At 64.6% G+C, this 19,400-nt stretch carries 19 protein-coding genes and 1 pseudogene; 15 read left to right on the top strand and 5 right to left on the bottom strand.

Annotated features, from left to right (window positions below):
• Positions 1-66: 66 nt before the first annotated feature.
• The gene (locus HWQ56_RS03405; RefSeq protein ID WP_176569785.1) at positions 67-258 is read right to left on the bottom strand and encodes a heavy-metal-associated domain-containing protein; all 192 of its coding nucleotides are present in this window, start codon (positions 256-258) and stop codon (positions 67-69) included.
• Between the two features lie 151 nt (positions 259-409).
• On the opposite strand from HWQ56_RS03405, the gene HWQ56_RS03400 reads away from it, so the two are divergent.
• From HWQ56_RS03400 to cueR, 3 genes are all read left to right on the top strand, one after another.
• Positions 410-799: a hypothetical protein gene (locus tag HWQ56_RS03400; protein WP_158157904.1), complete on the top strand. Its 390-nt coding sequence runs from the start codon at positions 410-412 to the stop codon at positions 797-799.
• A 64-nt stretch (positions 800-863) separates the two neighbouring features.
• On the top strand, positions 864-3,041 hold the full coding sequence (locus HWQ56_RS03395) for a heavy metal translocating P-type ATPase (RefSeq protein ID WP_176569784.1): 2,178 nt from the start codon (positions 864-866) through the stop codon (positions 3,039-3,041).
• Positions 3,042-3,051: 10 nt separating this feature from the next.
• Positions 3,052-3,453 carry a Cu(I)-responsive transcriptional regulator gene (gene cueR / locus HWQ56_RS03390; protein ID WP_176572328.1) on the top strand — a complete coding sequence of 134 codons (402 nt, stop codon included), beginning with the start codon at positions 3,052-3,054 and terminating at the stop codon, positions 3,451-3,453.
• Positions 3,454-3,504: 51 nt separating this feature from the next.
• On the opposite strand, the gene HWQ56_RS03385 is transcribed toward cueR, so the two are convergent.
• Positions 3,505-4,398: a PA4780 family RIO1-like protein kinase gene (locus HWQ56_RS03385; RefSeq protein WP_158157902.1), complete on the bottom strand. Its 894-nt coding sequence runs from the start codon at positions 4,396-4,398 to the stop codon at positions 3,505-3,507.
• 296 nt (positions 4,399-4,694) lie between these two features.
• On the opposite strand from HWQ56_RS03385, the pseudogene HWQ56_RS29365 reads away from it, so the two are divergent.
• Together HWQ56_RS29365 and HWQ56_RS29360 are read left to right on the top strand one after the other, a co-directional pair.
• Positions 4,695-5,735, top strand: a pseudogene (locus HWQ56_RS29365) (cache domain-containing protein); the annotation flags it as partial.
• Between the two features lie 138 nt (positions 5,736-5,873).
• Entirely contained in the window at positions 5,874-6,641 is a 768-nt protein-coding gene (locus HWQ56_RS29360; protein ID WP_425331950.1) for a methyl-accepting chemotaxis protein, read from the top strand.
• Positions 6,642-6,845: 204 nt separating this feature from the next.
• On the opposite strand, the gene HWQ56_RS03375 is transcribed toward HWQ56_RS29360, so the two are convergent.
• Positions 6,846-7,814 (bottom strand): autotransporter outer membrane beta-barrel domain-containing protein, encoded by a 969-nt coding sequence (locus HWQ56_RS03375; RefSeq protein WP_158155009.1) that lies wholly within the window; start codon positions 7,812-7,814, stop codon positions 6,846-6,848.
• A gap of 174 nt (positions 7,815-7,988) precedes the next feature.
• Positions 7,989-8,777 (bottom strand): AraC family transcriptional regulator, encoded by a 789-nt coding sequence (locus HWQ56_RS03370; protein ID WP_176569783.1) that lies wholly within the window; start codon positions 8,775-8,777, stop codon positions 7,989-7,991.
• 88 nt (positions 8,778-8,865) lie between these two features.
• On the opposite strand from HWQ56_RS03370, the gene HWQ56_RS03365 reads away from it, so the two are divergent.
• Positions 8,866-9,900 (top strand): bile acid:sodium symporter family protein, encoded by a 1,035-nt coding sequence (locus tag HWQ56_RS03365; protein ID WP_158155012.1) that lies wholly within the window; start codon positions 8,866-8,868, stop codon positions 9,898-9,900.
• Here the strand turns inward: HWQ56_RS03365 and HWQ56_RS03360 are convergent.
• The gene (locus HWQ56_RS03360) at positions 9,887-11,164 is read right to left on the bottom strand and encodes an acetyl-CoA C-acetyltransferase (protein ID WP_176569782.1); all 1,278 of its coding nucleotides are present in this window, start codon (positions 11,162-11,164) and stop codon (positions 9,887-9,889) included. The genes HWQ56_RS03365 and HWQ56_RS03360 overlap by 14 nt on opposite strands.
• 121 nt (positions 11,165-11,285) lie before the next feature.
• Here HWQ56_RS03360 and HWQ56_RS03355 point away from each other — a divergent pair, with 121 nt between their 5' ends.
• From HWQ56_RS03355 to HWQ56_RS03315, 9 genes are all read left to right on the top strand, one after another.
• Positions 11,286-12,635 carry a 3-oxoacyl-ACP reductase gene (locus tag HWQ56_RS03355; protein ID WP_176569781.1) on the top strand — a complete coding sequence of 450 codons (1,350 nt, stop codon included), beginning with the start codon at positions 11,286-11,288 and terminating at the stop codon, positions 12,633-12,635.
• A 2-nt stretch (positions 12,636-12,637) separates the two neighbouring features.
• The gene (locus HWQ56_RS03350; RefSeq protein ID WP_158155017.1) at positions 12,638-13,492 is read left to right on the top strand and encodes a MaoC family dehydratase; all 855 of its coding nucleotides are present in this window, start codon (positions 12,638-12,640) and stop codon (positions 13,490-13,492) included.
• 51 nt (positions 13,493-13,543) lie between these two features.
• Positions 13,544-14,383: an AraC family transcriptional regulator gene (locus HWQ56_RS03345; RefSeq protein WP_176569780.1), complete on the top strand. Its 840-nt coding sequence runs from the start codon at positions 13,544-13,546 to the stop codon at positions 14,381-14,383.
• Between the two features lie 19 nt (positions 14,384-14,402).
• Positions 14,403-15,008: a LysE family translocator gene (locus tag HWQ56_RS03340; RefSeq protein ID WP_233270868.1), complete on the top strand. Its 606-nt coding sequence runs from the start codon at positions 14,403-14,405 to the stop codon at positions 15,006-15,008.
• 103 nt (positions 15,009-15,111) lie between these two features.
• Positions 15,112-15,417, top strand: a complete 306-nt coding sequence (locus tag HWQ56_RS03335) for a MazG-like family protein (protein WP_158155021.1) — start codon at positions 15,112-15,114, stop codon at positions 15,415-15,417.
• The gene (locus HWQ56_RS03330; RefSeq protein WP_158155022.1) at positions 15,414-16,163 is read left to right on the top strand and encodes a methyltransferase domain-containing protein; all 750 of its coding nucleotides are present in this window, start codon (positions 15,414-15,416) and stop codon (positions 16,161-16,163) included. The genes HWQ56_RS03335 and HWQ56_RS03330 overlap by 4 nt, the downstream gene beginning before the upstream one ends.
• A 16-nt stretch (positions 16,164-16,179) precedes the next feature.
• Positions 16,180-16,770 carry a DUF4136 domain-containing protein gene (locus tag HWQ56_RS03325; RefSeq protein ID WP_158155024.1) on the top strand — a complete coding sequence of 197 codons (591 nt, stop codon included), beginning with the start codon at positions 16,180-16,182 and terminating at the stop codon, positions 16,768-16,770.
• Positions 16,771-16,865: 95 nt separating this feature from the next.
• Positions 16,866-17,429 carry a DUF4136 domain-containing protein gene (locus HWQ56_RS03320; protein ID WP_176569779.1) on the top strand — a complete coding sequence of 188 codons (564 nt, stop codon included), beginning with the start codon at positions 16,866-16,868 and terminating at the stop codon, positions 17,427-17,429.
• A gap of 75 nt (positions 17,430-17,504) precedes the next feature.
• A complete protein-coding gene (locus tag HWQ56_RS03315; RefSeq protein WP_158158433.1) occupies positions 17,505-19,400 on the top strand; it encodes a TadG family pilus assembly protein in 1,896 nt (631 codons plus the stop codon).

The raw sequence follows: 19,400 nt of genomic DNA, 5'->3' as shown, positions 1-19,400 counted from the left end.
CTGAAGGGCAACGTTGTAGTTTAACCGCTCCGGACCCCCAACGCGAAAAGCGCGACCCTATGCCGCTCAGCTCACGCCGTACCCTTCTTCCTTGATAGCCGCGGCGATGGCGGCGGCCGGTTGCTGGCTTTGCACACGGACCTTGGCAGCAGCCAGGTCGACCTCCACCACGGCACCAGGGTCCAGTGCCTGCACCGCATGGGTGACGGCCCTGACGCAGTGCCCGCAGGTCATGCCTTGAACGTTGAACTCTTGCATGCTGGTGCCTCCTGAAACGAGATGAGGGGATTAGCTTCAACCTTGCCATCATGACAAGGTCAAGTTCTGCGGTTTCCTGCCGGGCTGGAAATTAGCGCCCGGGTCCGCCAAGCTGGGGCATCGACGATCCACACAGCAGGAGCAACGCGCCATGCGCCGGTCCCTTTTCCGCCTGATGGGCATTCTGGGTTTGACCACCCTGTCACTCTGGGCCCAGGCCGAGAGCATTCAAGACTACAGCGTGCTGATCGTTTCCCGGGAGCGCCTGGAAGTCGGCACCCCGTGCGAGCTGGGCATCTATATCGGCGACAACAAGGTGGGTCGCCTGTTCCAGGAGCAGGAAGTGTCCTTCAACCTGCCCCCTGGCAAAGTGGTGGTGCGGCTGATGCAGGAGCCGGGGCAGGCGCCTGGCTGCGCTCCCGGCTTGCCGGCGCCCAATGCCACCGCCATCGAACTGCATGCCGGTGAGGTGCAGAAATACCGCATCGCCAACGGCCCCAACGGTATGTACCTCAAGCGCGCGCCGGAAGACCAGTACTGAGGCCCCTTGACCTTGCCAAGGTGGCAAGGTTGATCCTGAGGTCCTCTGCCAAGGAGGACCTTCCATGCCCGATGCCCTTACCCTCGAATTGCCTATCAGCGGCATGACCTGCGCCAGCTGCGCGGGCCGTGTCGAGCGCGCCCTGAACAAAGTGGACGGGGTCAAGCAGGCCAGCGTGAACCTGGCCAGCGAGCGTGCCCACGTTGAGCTGTCGGCGGCCATGGACCCTGGGCGCTTGATCGCCGCGGTGGAACAGGCTGGCTACACCGCCAGCCTTCCTGATGCCCCACCAGCCGACCCGGCACCGGCGCTGCACCGTGAACGCCTGGCCCTGGCCGCCGCCCTTCTGCTGGCGCTGCCGCTGGTGGCGCCGATGCTGGTCCAGCCCCTGGGGCTGGACTGGATGCTACCGGCCTGGCTGCAGTGGGTGCTGGCTACACCCGTGCAGTTCATTCTGGGCGCGCGTTTCTATGTGGCGGCGTTCAAGGCGGTGCGCGCCAGGGCCGGCAACATGGACCTGCTGGTAGCCCTGGGCACCAGCGCGGGTTACGGGCTGAGCCTGTATGAATGGGCCCGGGCACCCGTCGGCGGCATGCCCCACCTTTATTTCGAGGCTTCGGCGGTGGTGATCGCCTTGGTGCTGCTGGGCAAATACCTGGAAAGCCGGGCCAAGCGCCAGACCGCCACGGCCATCCGCGCGCTGGAGCAATTGCGCCCGGCGCGGGCCGTGCGCTTGCAGGAAGGGGTCGAGCAGGACGTGGCCATCGGACAGTTGCGCCTGGGCGACCACGTGGTTGTACGCCCTGGCGAACGCTTCGCCGTGGATGGCCAGGTGCTGGAAGGCCGTAGCCATGCCGATGAGTCGCTGATCAGCGGCGAAAGCCTGCCCGTGCCCAAACAGGCCGGCGACCGGGTGATCGGCGGTGCCATCAACGGCGAGGGCCGCCTGGTGGTGGCTGCCACGGCGCTGGGGGGTGAGAGCGTACTGGCCAAGATCATCCGCCTGGTGGAAGACGCCCAGGCGGCCAAGGCACCGATCCAGAAGCTTGTGGACCGGGTGAGCCAGGTATTTGTCCCGGCCGTATTGGTGGTGGCGCTGCTGACGCTGGTCGGCTGGTGGTTGCAGGGCGCTCCCCTGGAAACGGCCATCATCAACGCCGTGGCGGTATTGGTGATCGCCTGTCCGTGCGCATTGGGCCTGGCGACGCCAGCGGCGATCATGGCCGGCACCGGCGCGGCGGCGCGCCACGGTATTCTCATCAAGGACGCCGATGCCCTGGAACGCGCTCACGCTGTGAACCGCGTGGTGTTCGACAAGACGGGCACCCTGACGTCTGGCAGCCCTACCCTGGTGCACCTCAAGGGCATGGGCGAAGAAGACACCCGGGTGTTGAAGATGGCCGGTAGCCTGCAACGTGGCAGCGAACACCCGCTGGCCCGTGCCGTGCTGCAGGCCTGCGAACAGCGCGGTATCGACGTGCAGACCGCGCAGGCCGTGCAGGCGTTGGGCGGACGCGGGGTCACCGGCACGGTAGATGGCCGCACCTTGGCATTGGGCAACCAACGGCTGTTGCGCGAGTGGGGCCTGGACGAGGGCACCCTGATGGCCGACGCCCACGCCTGGGAAGGCGAAGGGCGCACCCTGTCGTGGCTGCTGGAGCAAGGCCCGCAGCCGCGCGTGCTGGGCCTGCTGGCCTTTGGTGACAGCCTCAAGCCCGGCGCGGATATCGCGGTGGCGCAACTGGCGGCGCGCCATATCAGCAGCCACCTGCTCACCGGTGATAACCAGGGCAGTGCCCGGGTGGTGGCGCAGGCCCTGGGCATCACCGATGTCCACGCCCAGGTGCTGCCCGCCGACAAGGCGGCCACGGTGATGCGCCTGAAGGCCGACGGCGTAGTGGCCATGGTCGGTGACGGTATCAATGATGCCCCGGCCCTGGCCGCCGCCGATATCGGCATTGCCATGGGCGGCGGCACCGACGTGGCCATGCAGGCGGCAGGCATTACCCTGATGCGTGGCGACCCGCGCCTGGTGCCAGCCGCGCTGGACATCAGCCGGCGCACCTATGCGAAGATTCGTCAGAACCTGTTCTGGGCCTTCGTGTATAACCTGGTCGGCATTCCACTGGCCGCCTTCGGGCTGCTCAACCCGGTGCTGGCAGGCGCGGCCATGGCCCTGTCCAGTGTGAGCGTGGTCAGCAACGCCCTGCTGCTCAAGACCTGGAAGCCTGAAAAGGAATGACACCATGAACATGAACATCGGCCAGGCGGCCCGGCACAGCGGCCTGAGCGCCAAGATGATCCGTTACTACGAATCCATCGGCCTGCTCAAACCGGCCCTGCGCACCGACAGCGGCTACCGCCTGTACCAGGAGGACGACCTGCATACCCTGGCGTTCATCAAGCGTTCACGGGACCTGGGGTTTTCCCTGGAGGAAGTGGCGCAGTTGCTGACCCTGTGGCAGGACCGCGGGCGCGCGAGCGCTGACGTAAAGGCGCTGGCCCATCGGCATATCGATGATTTGAACCGGCGCATCGCCGAACTGACCGGCTTGCGCGACACCTTGCAGACGTTGGCGTCGCACTGCCAGGGCAACGACCGGCCCGACTGCCCGATCCTCGCGGACCTGGCCTCGGGCGGCTGCTGTCACTGATGAACCACCGCTGTTCACGCCCGCCCCTCTGGGCCCGGGCGCTCTACCTGTCTATTGCAACCAGGGCGGCGGCGGTTCCTCGGCCTTGGCCGGGGGCGCGTCATCGGCCTTGCGGGCTGCCTGGCGGCGGGCTTCGTCAAGGCGCGCGGCTTCGATCTCGCGGATGACGCTGTTGACGTCGGCCTCGGTGTCGTCGTCGGCGAACTGTCCGGTCAGCACGCTGGCAGGGTGCAGTTTGCCTTCCTCGTACAGGGCCCACATTTCCCGCGCATAGCGGGTGTCGCGCAACTCGGGCGCGAAACGGCCGAAATAGCTGGCCATGTTGCCCACGTCCCGCTCGAGCATGCTGAACGCATGGTTGTTGCCCGCCGCGTCCACCGCTTGGGGCAGGTCGATGATCACCGGGCCGTCGGGGCCCAGCAACACGTTGAACTCCGACAGGTCACCATGCACCAGGCCGGTGCAAAGCATCAGCACGATCTGGCGGATCAGGAACTCGTGGTACTCGCGCGCCTGTTCCGGGTCCAGTTCCACGTCATTGAGCCGTGGCGCCGCATCGCCGTATTCGTCGGCCACCAACTCCATCAGCAGCACGCCTTCGAGGAAGTCGAACGGCTTGGGCACCCTCACCCCGGCGTTGGCCAGGCGAAACAGCGCCGCCACTTCGGCGTTCTGCCAGGCTTCTTCGGCTTCCTTGCGACCGAACTTGGAGCCCTTGGCCATGGCCCGGGCCTGGCGACTGTTACGCACCTTGCGGCCTTCCTGATACTCGGCCGCCTGACGAAAACTTCGTTTGTTCGCCTCCTTGTAGACCTTGGCACAGCGCAGCTCTTTGCCACAGCGCACCACATAGACCGCTGCCTCTTTACCACTCATGAGTGGGCGCAGCACCTCGTCGACCAGACCGTCTTCGATCAGGGGTTCAATGCGTTTTGGAGTCTTCATCAGCTTTTATTGTGGGTCCTTTATTACCAAACACGCGGAATGCACTCGTTCTGCGGCCATCCTCTCACAGTGACGCCACAATGCCGACTTTTCCCGAGCAAAGGCAATGCCAGCGACCGTAAGCAGTTTTGACTGTCGAAGCGTTGGACCTGGATGGGACAGAAAATTCAGCTCAATTTTTTGGTATACCAGCCGACAATGTCAGCACAGGCCCGGAAAACCATAACGCCTGAGCAGCACCCTTTTGTTTTCGATGAACTGCCCCTTTTATAAATAAAAAAGCTTGTGGAGCGCGGATGAACATCAAACAGAAACTGACCTGGGCGTTCGCGGTGATCGCGTGCCTGCCCATCGTAGTGGTCGCCACACTGGTCATCGTCAACCTGCGCAGCGATGCGCGCACGGGGTTCGTCGACGGCAGCAGCCGCGAGATCCGCCAGGTGGCCAACGCCATGCAGCTGTTCTTCGACGGTATCAGCCAGAACGTCGATTTCCTGGCCTCGCACCCGTTGGTCAAGGATGCCGATGCCAGCATCAAGAACTACATGGGCGCCAACGCCGCCGACATTCCCATGGGCGAGAAGGACAAGCAACTGTTCGACTTCTTCGCCAGCCTGGCCGCCAGCCACCCCAACTATTCCTACGTGTCGTACGGCACCAGTGCCGGCGGTTATGCCTTCTGGCCGGGCGACCCGAAGATGGCCAACTACGACCCACGCCAGCGCCCCTGGTACAAGACCGCCATGGCCAACCCCGGGAAAACCCTGCGGACGTCGGCCTATTACTGGGCGGGTGACGACGCCGTGCTGGTCAGCACCGTACGCGCCGTGGCCAACCAGCTGGGCGCCCAGGGTGGGGTAGTCAACATTGACGTATCACTGAAGGGCCTGACCGAGATCGTCAAGCAGATCAAGCTGGGGGACAGCGGCTACCTGATGCTGATGGAGCGCGACGGCACCGTACTGGTGGACCCCAAGCAACCGGAGCACAACTTCAAACCCCTGGGCGACCTGGGCGAGGGTTACGCGCAACTGGCCAAGGCCGGCAAGGGGCTGGTGGAGGTGCAGATCAATGGCGAACGCTACATGGCCAACGTCTGGCCTTCGGAGCAGTTGGGCTGGACCTTCATCGGCCTGATCAAACAAAGCGAAGTGATGAGTTCTGCGACCGGATTGACCTGGCTGATCGGCGGCATCGCCGTCGTGCTGGCGATCATTTTCGCCGTGGTGGGCGCCAGCTTCGCCACCCTGATCGTACGGCCAATTCGCAGCGTGGCCAGTGGCCTGGAAGGCATTGCCCAAGGCGAAGGCGACCTGACCCAGAGCCTGACCATTCGCGGCAACGATGAAACCGCGCAACTGGCCAACTGGTTCAACCAGTTCCTGGGGGCTATCCGCAGCCTCATCCAGCATATTGGCGGCGCCGCGGCGAAGATTCTCGCCAGCTCCGCCAACTCCACGCAGGTCTCGGCCAACATGGCTGACGCTGCCGGGCGCCAGCGCGAGGCCGTGGACATGGTGTCCACGGCGTTCCACGAAATGGTCGCTACCGCCAACGAGGTGGCGCGCTCCTGCAGCCAGGCCGCCGACTCTGCCGACAGCGGCCAGCGTCAGGCACGCGAAGGCCAGCAACAGATCGACGCGGCAGTGAACAGTGTCGACCGCCTGAGCCAGGAGATCGAGCAATCGGCGCAGTCCATTGCGCAACTGGAGCGTGACAGCAACGACATCCAGTCGATCCTGGGCACCATTCGCTCCATTGCCGAGCAGACCAACCTGCTGGCGCTCAATGCGGCCATCGAAGCCGCCAGGGCGGGCGAACAGGGCCGTGGCTTTGCGGTGGTGGCAGATGAGGTCCGGGCGCTGGCCAAGCGCACCGCCGACTCAACCGCGGAAATCGACGGGCTGCTGGGTAACCTGGCCCAGCGCACCAGCCAGGTGGCGCAGCAGATGCACGCCAGCCTGGAGGTGTCGCAACAGTCGGTGGAGCGAATTGGCCAGGCGCGGTCGAGTTTCGGGCAGATCCGTGAGTCGGTGGACGTGATCCGCGACATGAACACCCAGATCGCTACCGCGGCCGAGGAGCAGCACCAGGTGGCCGAGGACATCAACCGGCATATCAGCCAGATCCACGGTGACGCACAGCTGGTGGCCGAGTTGGCCAACACCGCCCGCAACGACTCCCATAGCCTGGCGGGGCTGTCCAACGAGCTGGACGCCCTGGTGCGGCGGTTCAGGACCTGAGGCGCGCCATATCAGGTGCACCGTATGTACCGCCGACGCGGCCAGGTCCGCTGCTACAAGGCTGCGTAGCAGCGGACCTGGCCGCGTCAAGGGCGCCGCGTAGTTTCTGGGGCACCGCATGGACCGCCGACGCGGCCAGGTCCGCTGCTACAGGCCGCGTAGCAGCGGACCTGGCCGCGTCAGGGGCACCGCGCAGCCTCGGGCTCAGAAGGCGTAACGCATGCCGAAGTTCAGGCCGTAGGGCTGCTCGACACGCTTGCCCTTGACGTATTCCATGTCGGCATTCAACTGCACGCGCTCGGCCACCTGGGCAACCAGGCCAACACCGTATTCGGCGCGACCACCGGCCATGTCATTGCGGTAGAGACGATCATGCACCTGCACGTCGTTGGTGTCGGCGAATTCACGCGCATACGCCAGCCGTGCATACGGCTGCAGTGCGCCACCGTCTGCCGTCATGAGGTTGCGACCCACCTGCAGCCCGGCCTTGCCTAGCATGGAGTGGCTGTTCTCGGCGTGGCTACCCAGCCCGTCATTCAGCTGGTGTTCCTTGCCCTGCAATGCCACCGCCGACATCTGGCCGAACGGTTTCACATACCAGCCGTCATCCAGGCTGATGACCTTGCCACCCTCCACCGAAGCACCGAGACCCAGGTTGCGGTACTGCCCCTTGATGCGAGAACCGGCAGAGTGGGAAGACAGGTCATTGCGCAACTGATTGGCCTTGACCAAGCCATCCACGTAGTAGCCTTCCTGGTTCATCCAGGTGCCATAGGCGCCCAGGAAATAACTGGACAGGTAGGCGCTGTCCGGGCCTTTCATGCTGAGGTTCGAGCGACTGTAGCCGCCCATCAGGCCGACACGGGCCTCTTCGCTCAGGCTGGCATCGACGCCCAGGACGAAGCCACCCTGGCGTTGCGTGTAATCGGCACCGCTGCCCGGCGACACCCGCGACTTGCTGTTGAGCGTACGCACCCAAACGCCTTCCTGGCCGCCCTGGTTGCGCAGTTCGTCGAAGCGCCCGCGAATACCTGAAAGCTCACCATACCAGGCCTGGGTACCGGCACTGGCGGCGGCGAGGCTGGCGCGCTCGCCGGGGTATTCAGCGAGTGCTGCCTGGCTGGCGATGACCGCGGTAGTCGCGAGAACGGCGAGGGAAAAATGCTTGTTCATGTTCAACCTTCCTTAGTTGGTGCTGTATTGGCTTGAACACGCTACTAGGGAAGGCACGGCGTGGAATTAGGACGCGCGCAGTGGCGCCTGCCGGATAGGGCTGCGCTGTACGACAGAAAATACGTTGCCACGCCGTAGGAAAAGAGAAAACACCCCACTCCACGCTAGAGTTGACTAGCGAAACAACTCACCAGGGGTAATACCAAACAAACCCTTGAACGCAGCGATGAACGCCGAGGTCGAGTCATAGCCGCTGGACAACGCCGCCGTGGTCACGCTGTGCCCCTGCTCCAGCGTGTCCAGCGAAGACAACAAGCGCATACGCTGGCGCCAGCCGCGAAAACTCAAACCGGTTTCGCGCTGGAACAGGCGCATGAGGGTTTTCTCCGAGGTGCCCAGGCGGCCAGCCCAGTCGCTGAGGGTCACGGCCAGCTCCGGGTTCTCGATCAGTTCATTGCACAGGGCCAGCAACCGCGGGTGTCGAGGCAGCGGCAATGAGAAGCCCACTTCAGGCAGGCTGGCCAGCTGGTCCAGCAGCACCTGCACCAACCGCGCCTCGGCGGTGTCGCCTTCGGGGTATTCCACCGGTAATTGGCAGAAACCCTTGATCAGCTCACGCGCCAGCGGCGTGACCTCCAGCACCCGACACCTGAGCGAAGCCCAGGGACAGTCCTCACGGCGCACATAAAGGCTGCGCATTTCCGCACGCATGGACGTCACCACCTCATGCTCCAGCCCCGCTGGTATCCACACGCCCCACTGGGGCGGAGCGAAGAAGCTGCCTTCGGCGGTATGTACGCCGAGCACACCGCTGATGGCATAGGAAAATTGCACCCAGTCATGGGTGTGGGGCGGCGTCCAGGAGCCTGCGCTCAGGCTTTCGGCCCGGGCATAGAGCGGCCGGGGCAGCCGGGTGAGCTCTGGTATTCGGCGGGGCAGGCCGGTTTGTCCGTTAGTCGGCATCGGTTGGCCTTATGTCGCAAGACGGCAGAAGATTGCCCACGGTAATCTCTGTGACCAATGATTACAAATCCGTTCGCAGGCTCTTGTTATGCAAGCTCTCAAACACCTTAAACGCGTGGTCACCGACTGGTTCCTGCTGGGCATGTTCCTGGCGACCCTGCTGGCCTACTTCTTCCCCGGCTTCGGCGCCAGCGGCGGCTCCATGCACGCCGAAGTGGTGATCAATGCCGGGGTGTTCGTGGTGTTCTTCATGCACGGCATCAACCTGTCGGGCGAGCAGATCCGTCACGGGCTGAAAAACACCCGCCTGCACGTGATGGTGCAGGTGTTTACCTTCGTAGTGTTTCCGCTGATCTGGCTGGCTTGCGACAAGCTGTTCGGCCATTTCGTGTCACCGACGCTGATGCTGGGGTTCTTCTACCTGTGCGCCCTGCCGTCGACCATTTCCTCGTCGGTCGCCCTCACGGGCAGCGCCTTCGGCAATGTGCCGGCGGCGATCCTGAACGCCAGCCTGTCCAGCGTGCTAGGCATTTTCATCACCCCTTGGCTGGTGAGCCTGGTGGTAGGCACCGGCAGCGGCGGCATCGACCTGGGCAAGACCCTGCTCGACCTGTGCGCCATGCTGTTGCTGCCCCTGGTGCTGGGCCAACTGCTGCGCCCGCTGCTGGGCAAGTTCTTCGCCCGCTACAAGCGCTACACCAACGTGATCGACAAAGTGGTGATCCTGCTGCTGGTGTACGCGGCGTTCTGCAACTCGATGGTATCGGGCATGTGGCAGCAGCAGGGTGACAGTGTGCTTGTCACGGCTTTCGTCGGCACGGCGATCCTGCTGGCGGTGATCCTGGTGCTGACCACCCGCACCGCCAAGGCCCTGCATTTCAACCACGCCGACGAAGTGGCAGCGGTGTTCTGCGCCACCAAGAAATCCCTGGCGGCCGGGGCGCCCATGGCAGCGCTGATTTTCGGCGCCAACCCGGGCCTGGGCCTGATCCTGCTGCCGATCATGATCTACCATCCGCTGCAGTTGATCGTCTGTTCGGTGATCGCCGAAAGCTATTCGCACCGCAAGAAGACCCAGACCCTGGCCGAGATCGAAGCGCAGGAAACCGTCAGCGCTCGATAATCGCGGTCACGCCCTGGCCACCGGCGGCGCAGATGGAAATCAGCCCACGGCCGCTACCCGTCTGGGCCAGCAACTTGGCCAGGTTGGCCAGGATGCGCCCGCCAGTGGCGGCAAAGGGATGGCCGGCCGCCAATGAACTGCCTTTGACGTTCAACTTGCTGCGGTCGATAGCGCCTAGCGGCGCGTCCAGGCCCAGGCGGGTGCGGCAGTAGTCCGGGTCTTCCCAGGCCTTCAACGTGCACAGCACCTGGGCCGCGAACGCTTCGTGAATCTCGTAGTAATCGAAGTCCTGCAAGGTGAGGCCGTTGCGTGCCAGCAGGCGCGGTACCGCGTAGGCCGGGGCCATCAGCAGGCCTTCGTCACCCTTGACGAAGTCTACCGCCGCCGCCTCGCCATCGCGCAGGTAGGCCAATACCGGCAGGCCGCGGGCCTGGGCCCATTCTTCGCTGGCCAACAGCACCACCGAAGCGCCATCGGTCAGCGGCGTGGAGTTGCCGGCTGTCAGGGTGCCTTTGGCGCTGCGTTCGAATACCGGTTTGAGGCTGGCGAGCTTTTCCAGGGTCAGGTCGGGGCGCAGGTTGTTATCACGGGTGAGCCCCAGGAAAGGCGTTACCAGGTCATCGTGCCAACCATCGGTATAGGCACGGGCCATGTTCTGATGGCTGTGCAGGGCCAGCAGGTCCTGGTCTTCCCGGCTGATGTGCCAGGCTTGCGCCATCAGCTCGCAATGCTCGCCCATGGACAGCCCCGTACGCGGCTCGCCGTTGCGCGGCAATTCCGGCTTGAAGTGGTGCGGGCGCAATTGCAGCAGGGCCTTGACCTTGTCGCCAGTGCTTTTCGCCCGGTTGGCCTGCAGCAGAATCTGACGCATGCCCTCGCTGACGGCGATGGGCGCATCGGAGGCGGTGTCCACGCCACCGGCAATACCGCACTCGATTTGCCCCAGGGCGATCTTGTTGGCCACCAGCAGCGCGGCCTCCAGCCCGGTGCCGCAGGCTTGGCTGACGTCATAGGCCGGTGTCTGCGGCGAAAGCCGCGAGCCCAGCACGCATTCGCGGGTCAGGTTGAAGTCACGGGACAATTTCAGCACCGCCCCGGCCGCCACCTCACCCATGCGCACGCCATGCAAACCGAAGCGTTCGATCAAACCTTCCAGGGCGGCCGTGAGCATGGCCTGGTTACTGGCGCGGGCATACGGGCCATTGGCGCGGGAAAAGGGGATACGGTTGCCGCCGATAATGGCGACCCGACGCACTGCATTCATGTGAAACTCCCTGTGCGGCTGAACGAAGGGGCGCTTACAGCCTAGGCGTAAAATCGCCAAGCGAACGACTGAGGCGCAAACGTGGTCCACACTTTGAACTCAATCTGCCGGAGAGCGTTCCATGTCCGACCGTTATATCGACTTCGCCAATTCCGACATCGGCCGTCGCCTGGCGGGCGCCGTGGGCCTGCCAACCCCGGCCCGGCTGGAACGCTGGCAGGCCGGACGCCTGCGCCCGGTGGAGGGTGCGTTGCTGGTGGGCGGCGGGCCGCTGGCCCTGAAGGTGGCCGAACTGGCCCCGCGCCTGACCGACAGCGCTTTTGCCTTCGCCACCGAAGGCTCGCCGCTGAGTGCCTGGACACCTGGCCTGGGGCCGAAGATCAAGGCCGTGGTCTACGACGCCAGCCATATCGGCGACACCGAACAGCTCAAGCAACTGCGTGAATTTTTCCAGCCGCTGATCAAAAGCCTCGATACCAGCGCGCACCTGCTGATTCTGGGCCGCGTGCCCGACGGCCTGGCGCCCGACGCGCACATCGCGCAGAAGGCGGTTGAAGGGTTCAGCCGTTCGCTGGCCAAGGAATTGCGCGGCGGCGGTGTCCTGCAATTGCTGCAACTGGAACAAGGTGTGGAGGCCGAACTGGAAGGCGCCCTGCGTTTCTTCCTGTCACCCAAAAGCGCCTATGTGGACGGCCAGGTGGTGCGCCTGGGGCCTTGTACCGTGCAGGTCAACGACTGGACCCGGCCCCTGGCCGGCAAGAAAGCCCTGGTCACCGGCGCCGCCCGCGGTATAGGCGCCGCCATCGCTGAAGCCCTGGCCCGTGATGGCGCCGAGGTGTTCCTGCTGGACGTGCCCCAGGCCAAGGCGGACCTCGATGCCCTGGCGGCGCGGCTGGGTGGCCGCACCATCGACCTGGACATCTGCGCCACCGATGCCGCGCAGCAATTGATCGAAGCCCTGCCGGACGGCATCGACGTGATGGTGCACAACGCCGGCATCACCCGCGACAAGACCCTGGTCAACATGACCCCGGAATACTGGGACTCGGTATTGGCGGTCAACCTCAACGCACCGCACCGTCTTACCCAGGCGCTGTTCGACAGCGGCACCCTGCGTGACCACGGCCGGGTGGTGGTGCTGTCCTCTACCAGCGGTATCGCCGGTAACCGCGGGCAAACCAATTATGCCGCCAGCAAGGCCGGCCTGATCGGCTTGGCCCAGGCGTTCGGGCCGAAACTGGCCGAGCGCGGCGCCAGCATCAACGCCGTCGCCCCCGGCTTCATCGAAACCCGCATGACCGCCCAGATGCCTTTTGCCCTGCGCGAAGCGGGGCGGCGGATGAATGCGCTGGGCCAGGGTGGATTGCCCCAGGACGTTGCCGAGGCGGTGGCGTGGCTGGCCCAACCCGGCAGCGGCGCGGTCAACGGCCAGGTGCTGCGCGTGTGCGGACAAAGCGTGGTGGGAGCCTGACGATGACCCTTCAATGGCATGACCTGGACCGCGTCGCCCCGCTCTCGGGCTTGTACACCCGTGCGGCCCTGCGCCGTAAGGTCACCGGCAAGCAACTGCCTGATACCGGCCTGCGCACCTGGCTGGCGGTGGATGACCAGCGGTTGGCAGCCTACCGCGACGTATGCGGCTTCGGCGGTGGCAGCCTGCTGCCGATCACCTACCCCCACGTGATGGCGTTCGCGCTGCAGATGCAATTGCTCACCGACCACGACTTCCCGTTTCCACTGCTGGGCCTGGTACACCTGAGCAACCGCATCCAGGTACTCCGGCCTCTGGGTGGGTTGAGCCGGGTGCATGCCAGCGTGCACGTGGAAAACCTGCGAGCCCATGAGAAAGGCGCGACCTTCAGCCTGGTGACGCGCATCGAGGACGCGTTGGGCCCCCTGTGGGAAGAAGACAGTGTAATGCTGTGCAAAGGCGTGCATCTGGATGGCGAACCGGTCACTGACGTGCAGGCGCCCACGGCGCCCATGATCGAGCAAGCGCGCTGGTACGCCGGCAACGATTGCGGGCGCAAATATGCCAAGGTGTCCGGCGATTACAACCCCATTCACCTGAGCGCCGCCAGCGCCAGACTGTTCGGCTTTCCTACCGCCATTGCCCACGGCATGTTCAGCAAGGCTCGCGCGCTGGCAGCTCTGCGCGAACAACTGCCGGCGGCCAACCTGCAGGTGCAGGTCGAGTTTCGCAAACCGGTACGCCTGCCCAGCGAAGTGGTGCTGTGGGCCAGCACCGGTGGTTCCAGCGGCCAGTTCGAGCTCAAAGGCAAAGGCGACCTGTTGCACATGGAGGGCCAGTGGTCGCCGGTCGCCTGACTGCACAAAGCTTCTAGACAGCCCCCGGCGCGCGCGCGTTAAGCTTGGGCCATGAACCCTTCCAATTGGATCGACCTGGCCCAGGACCGCGACACCGGTATCGAAACCCTGCGCGCCCATTTCTATCAAGGCCATGCCTACGACCCACATTGGCATGACAGTTACCTGGTGGGCGTCACCGAGCAGGGCGTGCAGCGCTTCAACTGCCGCCGCACACGCCATGACAGCACGCCCGGCAAGATCTTCCTGCTGGAACCTGGCGAGATCCACGATGGCGAAGCGCCGGACGAGTCGGGTTTCACCTACCGCATGCTGTACCTGGACCCGCACTGGCTGGAACGGGAAATGGCCAGCCTGTTCGAAGACGCGCCTGCCAGCCACGTGTTGAGCTTCGCCCAGACGCTGAACCAGGACCCACGGTTGGCCCATGCCGCCTTGTTTGCCTTCGGCGCGCTGCACGGTCAGGAGCTGCGCATCGTGCGCCAGAGCGCCCTGGACGGCCTGGTGGAACGGCTGACCAGCCACCTGCAATGGCGCAAGCGACAGGACGCAGACCCACGCCTGCCATTGGTGGCCCTGCGCGCTCGCGATTACCTGCACGCCCACTGCCACCGGGACCTGGGCATGGACGAACTGGCCCTGGCCTGCAACATCGATCGCTTCCGCCTGACCCGTGCCTTCAAGGCCGCGTTCGGCCTGCCGCCCCATGCCTATCTGGTGCAACTGCGCCTGGCCCGCGCCCGGCGCCTGCTGGCTGGTGGCGCGCGGGTGGCGGATGTGGCCACCGACCTGGGTTTCGCCGACCAGAGCCACCTGGGCCGCTGGTTCATGCGCGCCTACGGCCTGACCCCGGCAGCCTACCGCAAGCGCTGCTCAAACCTTCCAGACTGAATGCTGCCCAGCGTCGATCATGGCTGCCCTGCCCTTTCTGGAGCCTGCCATGCTCGCCTTCATGCTGTTCGCCTTCGTCGCCTCCATCACCCCCGGCCCCACCAACCTGCTGGTACTGAGCAACAGTGCGCGTTTTGGCCTGCGCGCGGTGCTGCCGGTTATTTTCGGTGCCTGCGCGGCCGCCGCGCTGATCGTGCTGGCCGTCGGTACCGGGCTGGGTCGCACCCTGATGACCCTGCCGGGTGTGCAACTGGCCATGACCGTCGCGGGCCTGGCCTGGCTGACCTGGCTGGCGTGGAAGATCTGGGCCGCGCCGGGCCATGCCATCGAGGCCGATCAAGGCCGGCGCCTGGGGCTGGGCGGTGCGGCCGGGCTGCAACTGGTCAACCCCAAGACCTGGATGATGGCGTTGGCGGTAGTCAGCGTGTTCAGTGCCCAGGGGCTGGCGGTGCATTGGCTGGCGCTGGCATTTTTCCTGGTGTCATTGCCGTGCATGGGCTGCTGGGCGGTGCTGGGCACAGGCGCAGCGCGCTGGTTGCGTTCGCCGCAGGCGATGCAGCGCATGAACCGGGTGTTGGCGGTGCTGTTGTTGGTTTCCAGCTGGGCCGCCGTGCTGACCCACTGATTTACCTGATTGGATTGTGCTTCAGCCCTCATACAGTTTTTCATCATCGCGGCTCTTGCGCCCCGCGCCCCTGCGCCCCAAGCTTTAGGCACAGGAGAGCCCCATGAACCTCGAAGAACTGACCCAACGCCTGCATCGCATCCGCGATAACAATGACTGGCGTGGTTTCCACAGCCCCAAGAACCTGGCCATGGCCGCCAGCGTCGAAATGGCCGAGCTGGTAGAAATTTTCCAATGGCTGAGCGAAGACCAGTCGCGCCAGCTCCCCGCTGACCAGCTGGAACATGCCGGCCAGGAAGTGGGCGACATCGTCCTTTATCTGTTGCTTTTGTGCAGCGAACTGGGGCTGGACATGGACGCCGTGGTGCGCGCCAAGCTGGCTGACAGCGAACGGCGGTTCGCCAAATGAGCGACCGCCACTTCGATGAGCTGGCGACCCGCTTCGCCGAGAAGATCTACGGTGGCGCCAAGGGCGCCATCCGCCTGGCCGTGCTGCAGGCCGACCTGACCGAAGCTTTGCCGCAACGGCCACTGCGCGTGCTGGACATCGGTGCCGGCCTGGGCCACATGTCGCTATGGCTGGCGCAGCAAGGTCACCAGGTGACCGTGACCGAACCCGCCGCGCCGATGCTCGAAGGCGCACGCCAGCGCTTTGCCGAGGCAGGCCTGGACGCCACGTTCATCCAGGCGCCCTGGCAAGACTTGCCGGGCCTGTTGACCGCGACCTACGACCTGGTGGTCTGCCATGCCGTGCTGGAATGGCTGGCCGAGCCCTTCACTATCCTGCCCATACTGCAGCGCCTGGTCGCCCCCGGCGGGTGGCTATCGCTGGCGTTCTACAACCGCGACGCGCTGGTGTACCGCAACCTGCTGAAAGGCCATTTCCGCAAACTGCGCAGTAACGAACTGGCCGGCGAGAAGCAAAGCCTGACCCCGCAAAAACCCCTGGACCCGCGCGAACTGCAGGCGCAACTCGACGGCCACTGGCAGGTCGAAAGCAGAAGCGGTGTACGGGTATTTCACGACTACATGCCAGTCGACTTTCAGAAGAAGGCCGCGCTGGAGGACCTGCTGGAAATGGAGCTGGCTCACCGCCGCCACCCGGCCTACGCGGGCCTGGGCCGCTACCTGCACTGGATCTGCCGTCCCCTCTGACGCAGTGGAGATCACCATGTACCGCCGAACAGCTTTAAGCCTGATGTGCCTGGCCCTGGCGGCTTGCGAGTCGCCCAACCCTTACACCGCCAGCTCGAACCCGCTGCCGCCGGCCCCGGCCCAGGCGGCGCAGACCTTCGACCGCAGCGCGTACCCGGCCACGCCGCGGGACTTCGCCAGTTACCGCAGCTGGACCTGGTTCAACCACCAGTTGCCCCCCGGCAGCCCCGTGGCCGAGTCCGACCAGATCGCCGAAGCCGTGAGCGAAGGCCTCGACCAACGCGGCCTGCGCCCTGCCCGCAACGGCCCGGCGGACTTGCTGGTGAGCACCGATGTGCGCCTGGAAAAACGCCTGCGCCAGGTCCAGGAGGACTACGGCCCGGGTTATGGCTACGGCCCCTATGGCCCTTACGGAGGCTATCCTCCAGTAGTACGCACCTATGAAGTGCAGGTCATGGTGGTAAGGATTACCCTGTTCGATGGCAACACCGGCCAGCCCATCTGGACCACCAGCGCGGAAACCGACGGCCAGGGAAGCAGCAGTCAACGCGGCGACGCACTGCGCAGCGCCGTGAACAAGGCCCTGACGGCCTACCCACCGAGCTAGGGTCGGTATGAAATGTACGCCAGCGAAGGTTCAACGCCGCTTGGCCGACCTGGAACGTATTTCATAAAGAGCCTAGGTAACTGGAGTACCTCATCATGTTCCGCCGCCTTGCACTACTGTCCGTGGTCGCGCTGCTGCTCAGCGCCTGTGAAAGCAACCAGGTGAACCGCGACTTCGACGCCAGCCGCGATTTCGCCGCTTACCGCAGCTGGAGCTGGAAAGACCCAGCGCTGCAGTACCGCCCCGATGACCCGCGCATCAAGAGCGACCTGACCGAGCAGCGCATCCGCGCGGCCGTGGCCAGCGAGCTGGACCAGCGCGGCCTGCGCCCCGCCCCGGCCGGGGCCCGGGGTGACCTGAGCGTGCAAACCTACCTGATCGTGGAAAACAGGCAGCAACAGATCACCACCAACTATGGTGGCGGTTGGGGGGGCTACTGGGGCGGCTACTGGGGTGGGCCGATGTACAACGAGACCCGCAGCGTGGACTACAAGGTCGCGACCATTCAGGTAGACCTGCTCGATGGCCACGATGGCAAGCTGGTATGGCGCGGCAGCTCGGAACAGATCATGAACAACTACCCGCCCAGCCCTGCCGAGCGTAGCGCCGCGATCCAGAAAACCGTGACCAAGGTGCTGGCCAACTACCCACCTAAATAGCGCGGGGCGTCGCCGCTTCGAACTGCTACGCTCAATGCTATTGACTGGATGTGACAGTGTGGCAAGGAGTGCTAGATGGCCCCGCGCTTTGCTTTTCCCGCTCGCCAGCAAGGGGCTATTGGCCTGTTCGCAGCCATCACGCTGGGCATGGCGCTGCTGTTCATGCTGCTGGTGATCGACAGTGGGCGGCTTTACCTGAACAAGCGCCAATTGCAACGCGTGGTCGACACCGCGGCACTGGAAGCCTCCAACCTGAACGCCGTGTGCAGTGGCACCGGGGTCAGCGCCCTCACCCAAGCCACGGCCAGCGCAGCGCGCAACGGTTATGTGGCAGGCAATGGGAACACCTTGACGGTCACCTGCGGCACTCTGGCCACGGGCAGCAACAACCTGCGCGCCTTCACCGCCAACGCCAACGCCACCCAGGCCATTCAAGTAGTGGCCAGCGAGAGCGTGAGCAGCAGTTTCGCCAATGCCCTGTGGTCACTGTTCTCCGGTGGCACCTTCAGCAGCACCACGACGCTGCGTGCCACCGCCACCGCCGGCTATGTCGGCACCCCGCTGGCACAACTGAACATCCGCAGCGCCCTGGCCACTGTCGACAGTTCACAATCGGCCCTGCTCAACAGCCTGCTGGGTGGGTTGCTGGGCGGCAGCCTGAACCTCAGCGTGGCCCAGTACAACGGGCTACTCAATACTGACGTCAACCTGCTCAGTTACCTGAACCAGGCGGCAATCACTGCCGGGCTCACTGTGGGCGACTATGACACGCTGCTCAATACCAACCTGAGCGTGACCACCCTGGTGCAGGCAGCGGCCACCCTGGCCTCGCAAAGCGGCGCCGGGGTGGACGTGACTACTGCCCTGGGGCAGATTTCGGCGCTGGGCAATGCCACCACCCTGCAATTAGGCTCGCTGCTGCAGACCACCACGGGGTCTGCCACGGCAGGGTTGAACGGCACGTTGCAACTGCTGACCCTGGTGCAGAGCATCATCGAGGCCGCAGGGGGCAGCAACGCCATCAACCTTGGCACCAACCTGAGCGTGCCGGGGCTGGCCGGGTTGAGTACGCAGATCCGCATCATCGAGCCACCGCAGTTTTCCGCCGTGGGTAATCCGCAGTACGCCAAGGATGCGACCAGCACTGGGCGCATTTATGTGCGCACGGCGCAAGTGCGCATCCTGTTGTCGGTGCAGTTGAGCGCCGTGAGCGCGTTGACCAACACGGTCAACGGGCTCGGGTCGGCATTGAATACACTGCTCAAACCAGTGCTGTGCCTGCTGGGTTGTACACTGACCGACGTCAAACTGCTGCCCGACGGGGCAAACCTGGGGGTGGGCATCGATGCAGGTGGTGCGAGCAGTTGGGTAACGGGCTATAACTGCGCCGCTTCGCAGAAAAGCCTGACCGTCTCAGCCAACACCTCGGCCGCCACGGTGGTGATCGGCAATATCAATTCAAGTAGCTTTTTCTCGTCCGCCACCCCCACCGCCAGCTCGCCCTTCAACGTGCTCGATGTGGGTACCACCCAATGCGGCGCACTGGGGCTCAATTGCGGTACCCGCACGGCATATGGCGGTGGAGGCCTGGGGCTGGCGGTCAGCAGCAGCGTGGCGGGCAGCTCTCAAACCCACATCTACAGCAACCCGCCGAACGTTGGGCTTGCCTCGCAGAACTACACCTTTTCATCCACCAACGTGGTCAATAGCCTCAACAGCACTTTGAACGGGATCAGCCTGATTTCCTACGCAGCGACCACGCCCAACCTGCTCAGTGCCCTGACCTCACTGGTCAGCGGGCTGGTGAACACGGTGGTCGGGTTGGTGCTGGCGCCGATCGTTTCTTTGCTCAGCTCGCTGGTTGACCCGTTGCTCAACAGCCTGTTGACGTTGCTGGGAATCGATCTGGCCAACGTCACCGTGGGGGCGAACCTGACGTGTCAAAGCGGCAGGGCGCAGCTGGTGCTTTGA

The organism is Pseudomonas eucalypticola (genome assembly GCF_013374995.1).
GTDB classification, from domain to species: Bacteria; Pseudomonadota; Gammaproteobacteria; order Pseudomonadales; family Pseudomonadaceae; genus Aquipseudomonas; species Aquipseudomonas eucalypticola.
The sequence above is the reverse complement of the archived record's forward strand: the minus strand, read 5'-3'. Positions and strand labels throughout refer to the sequence as shown.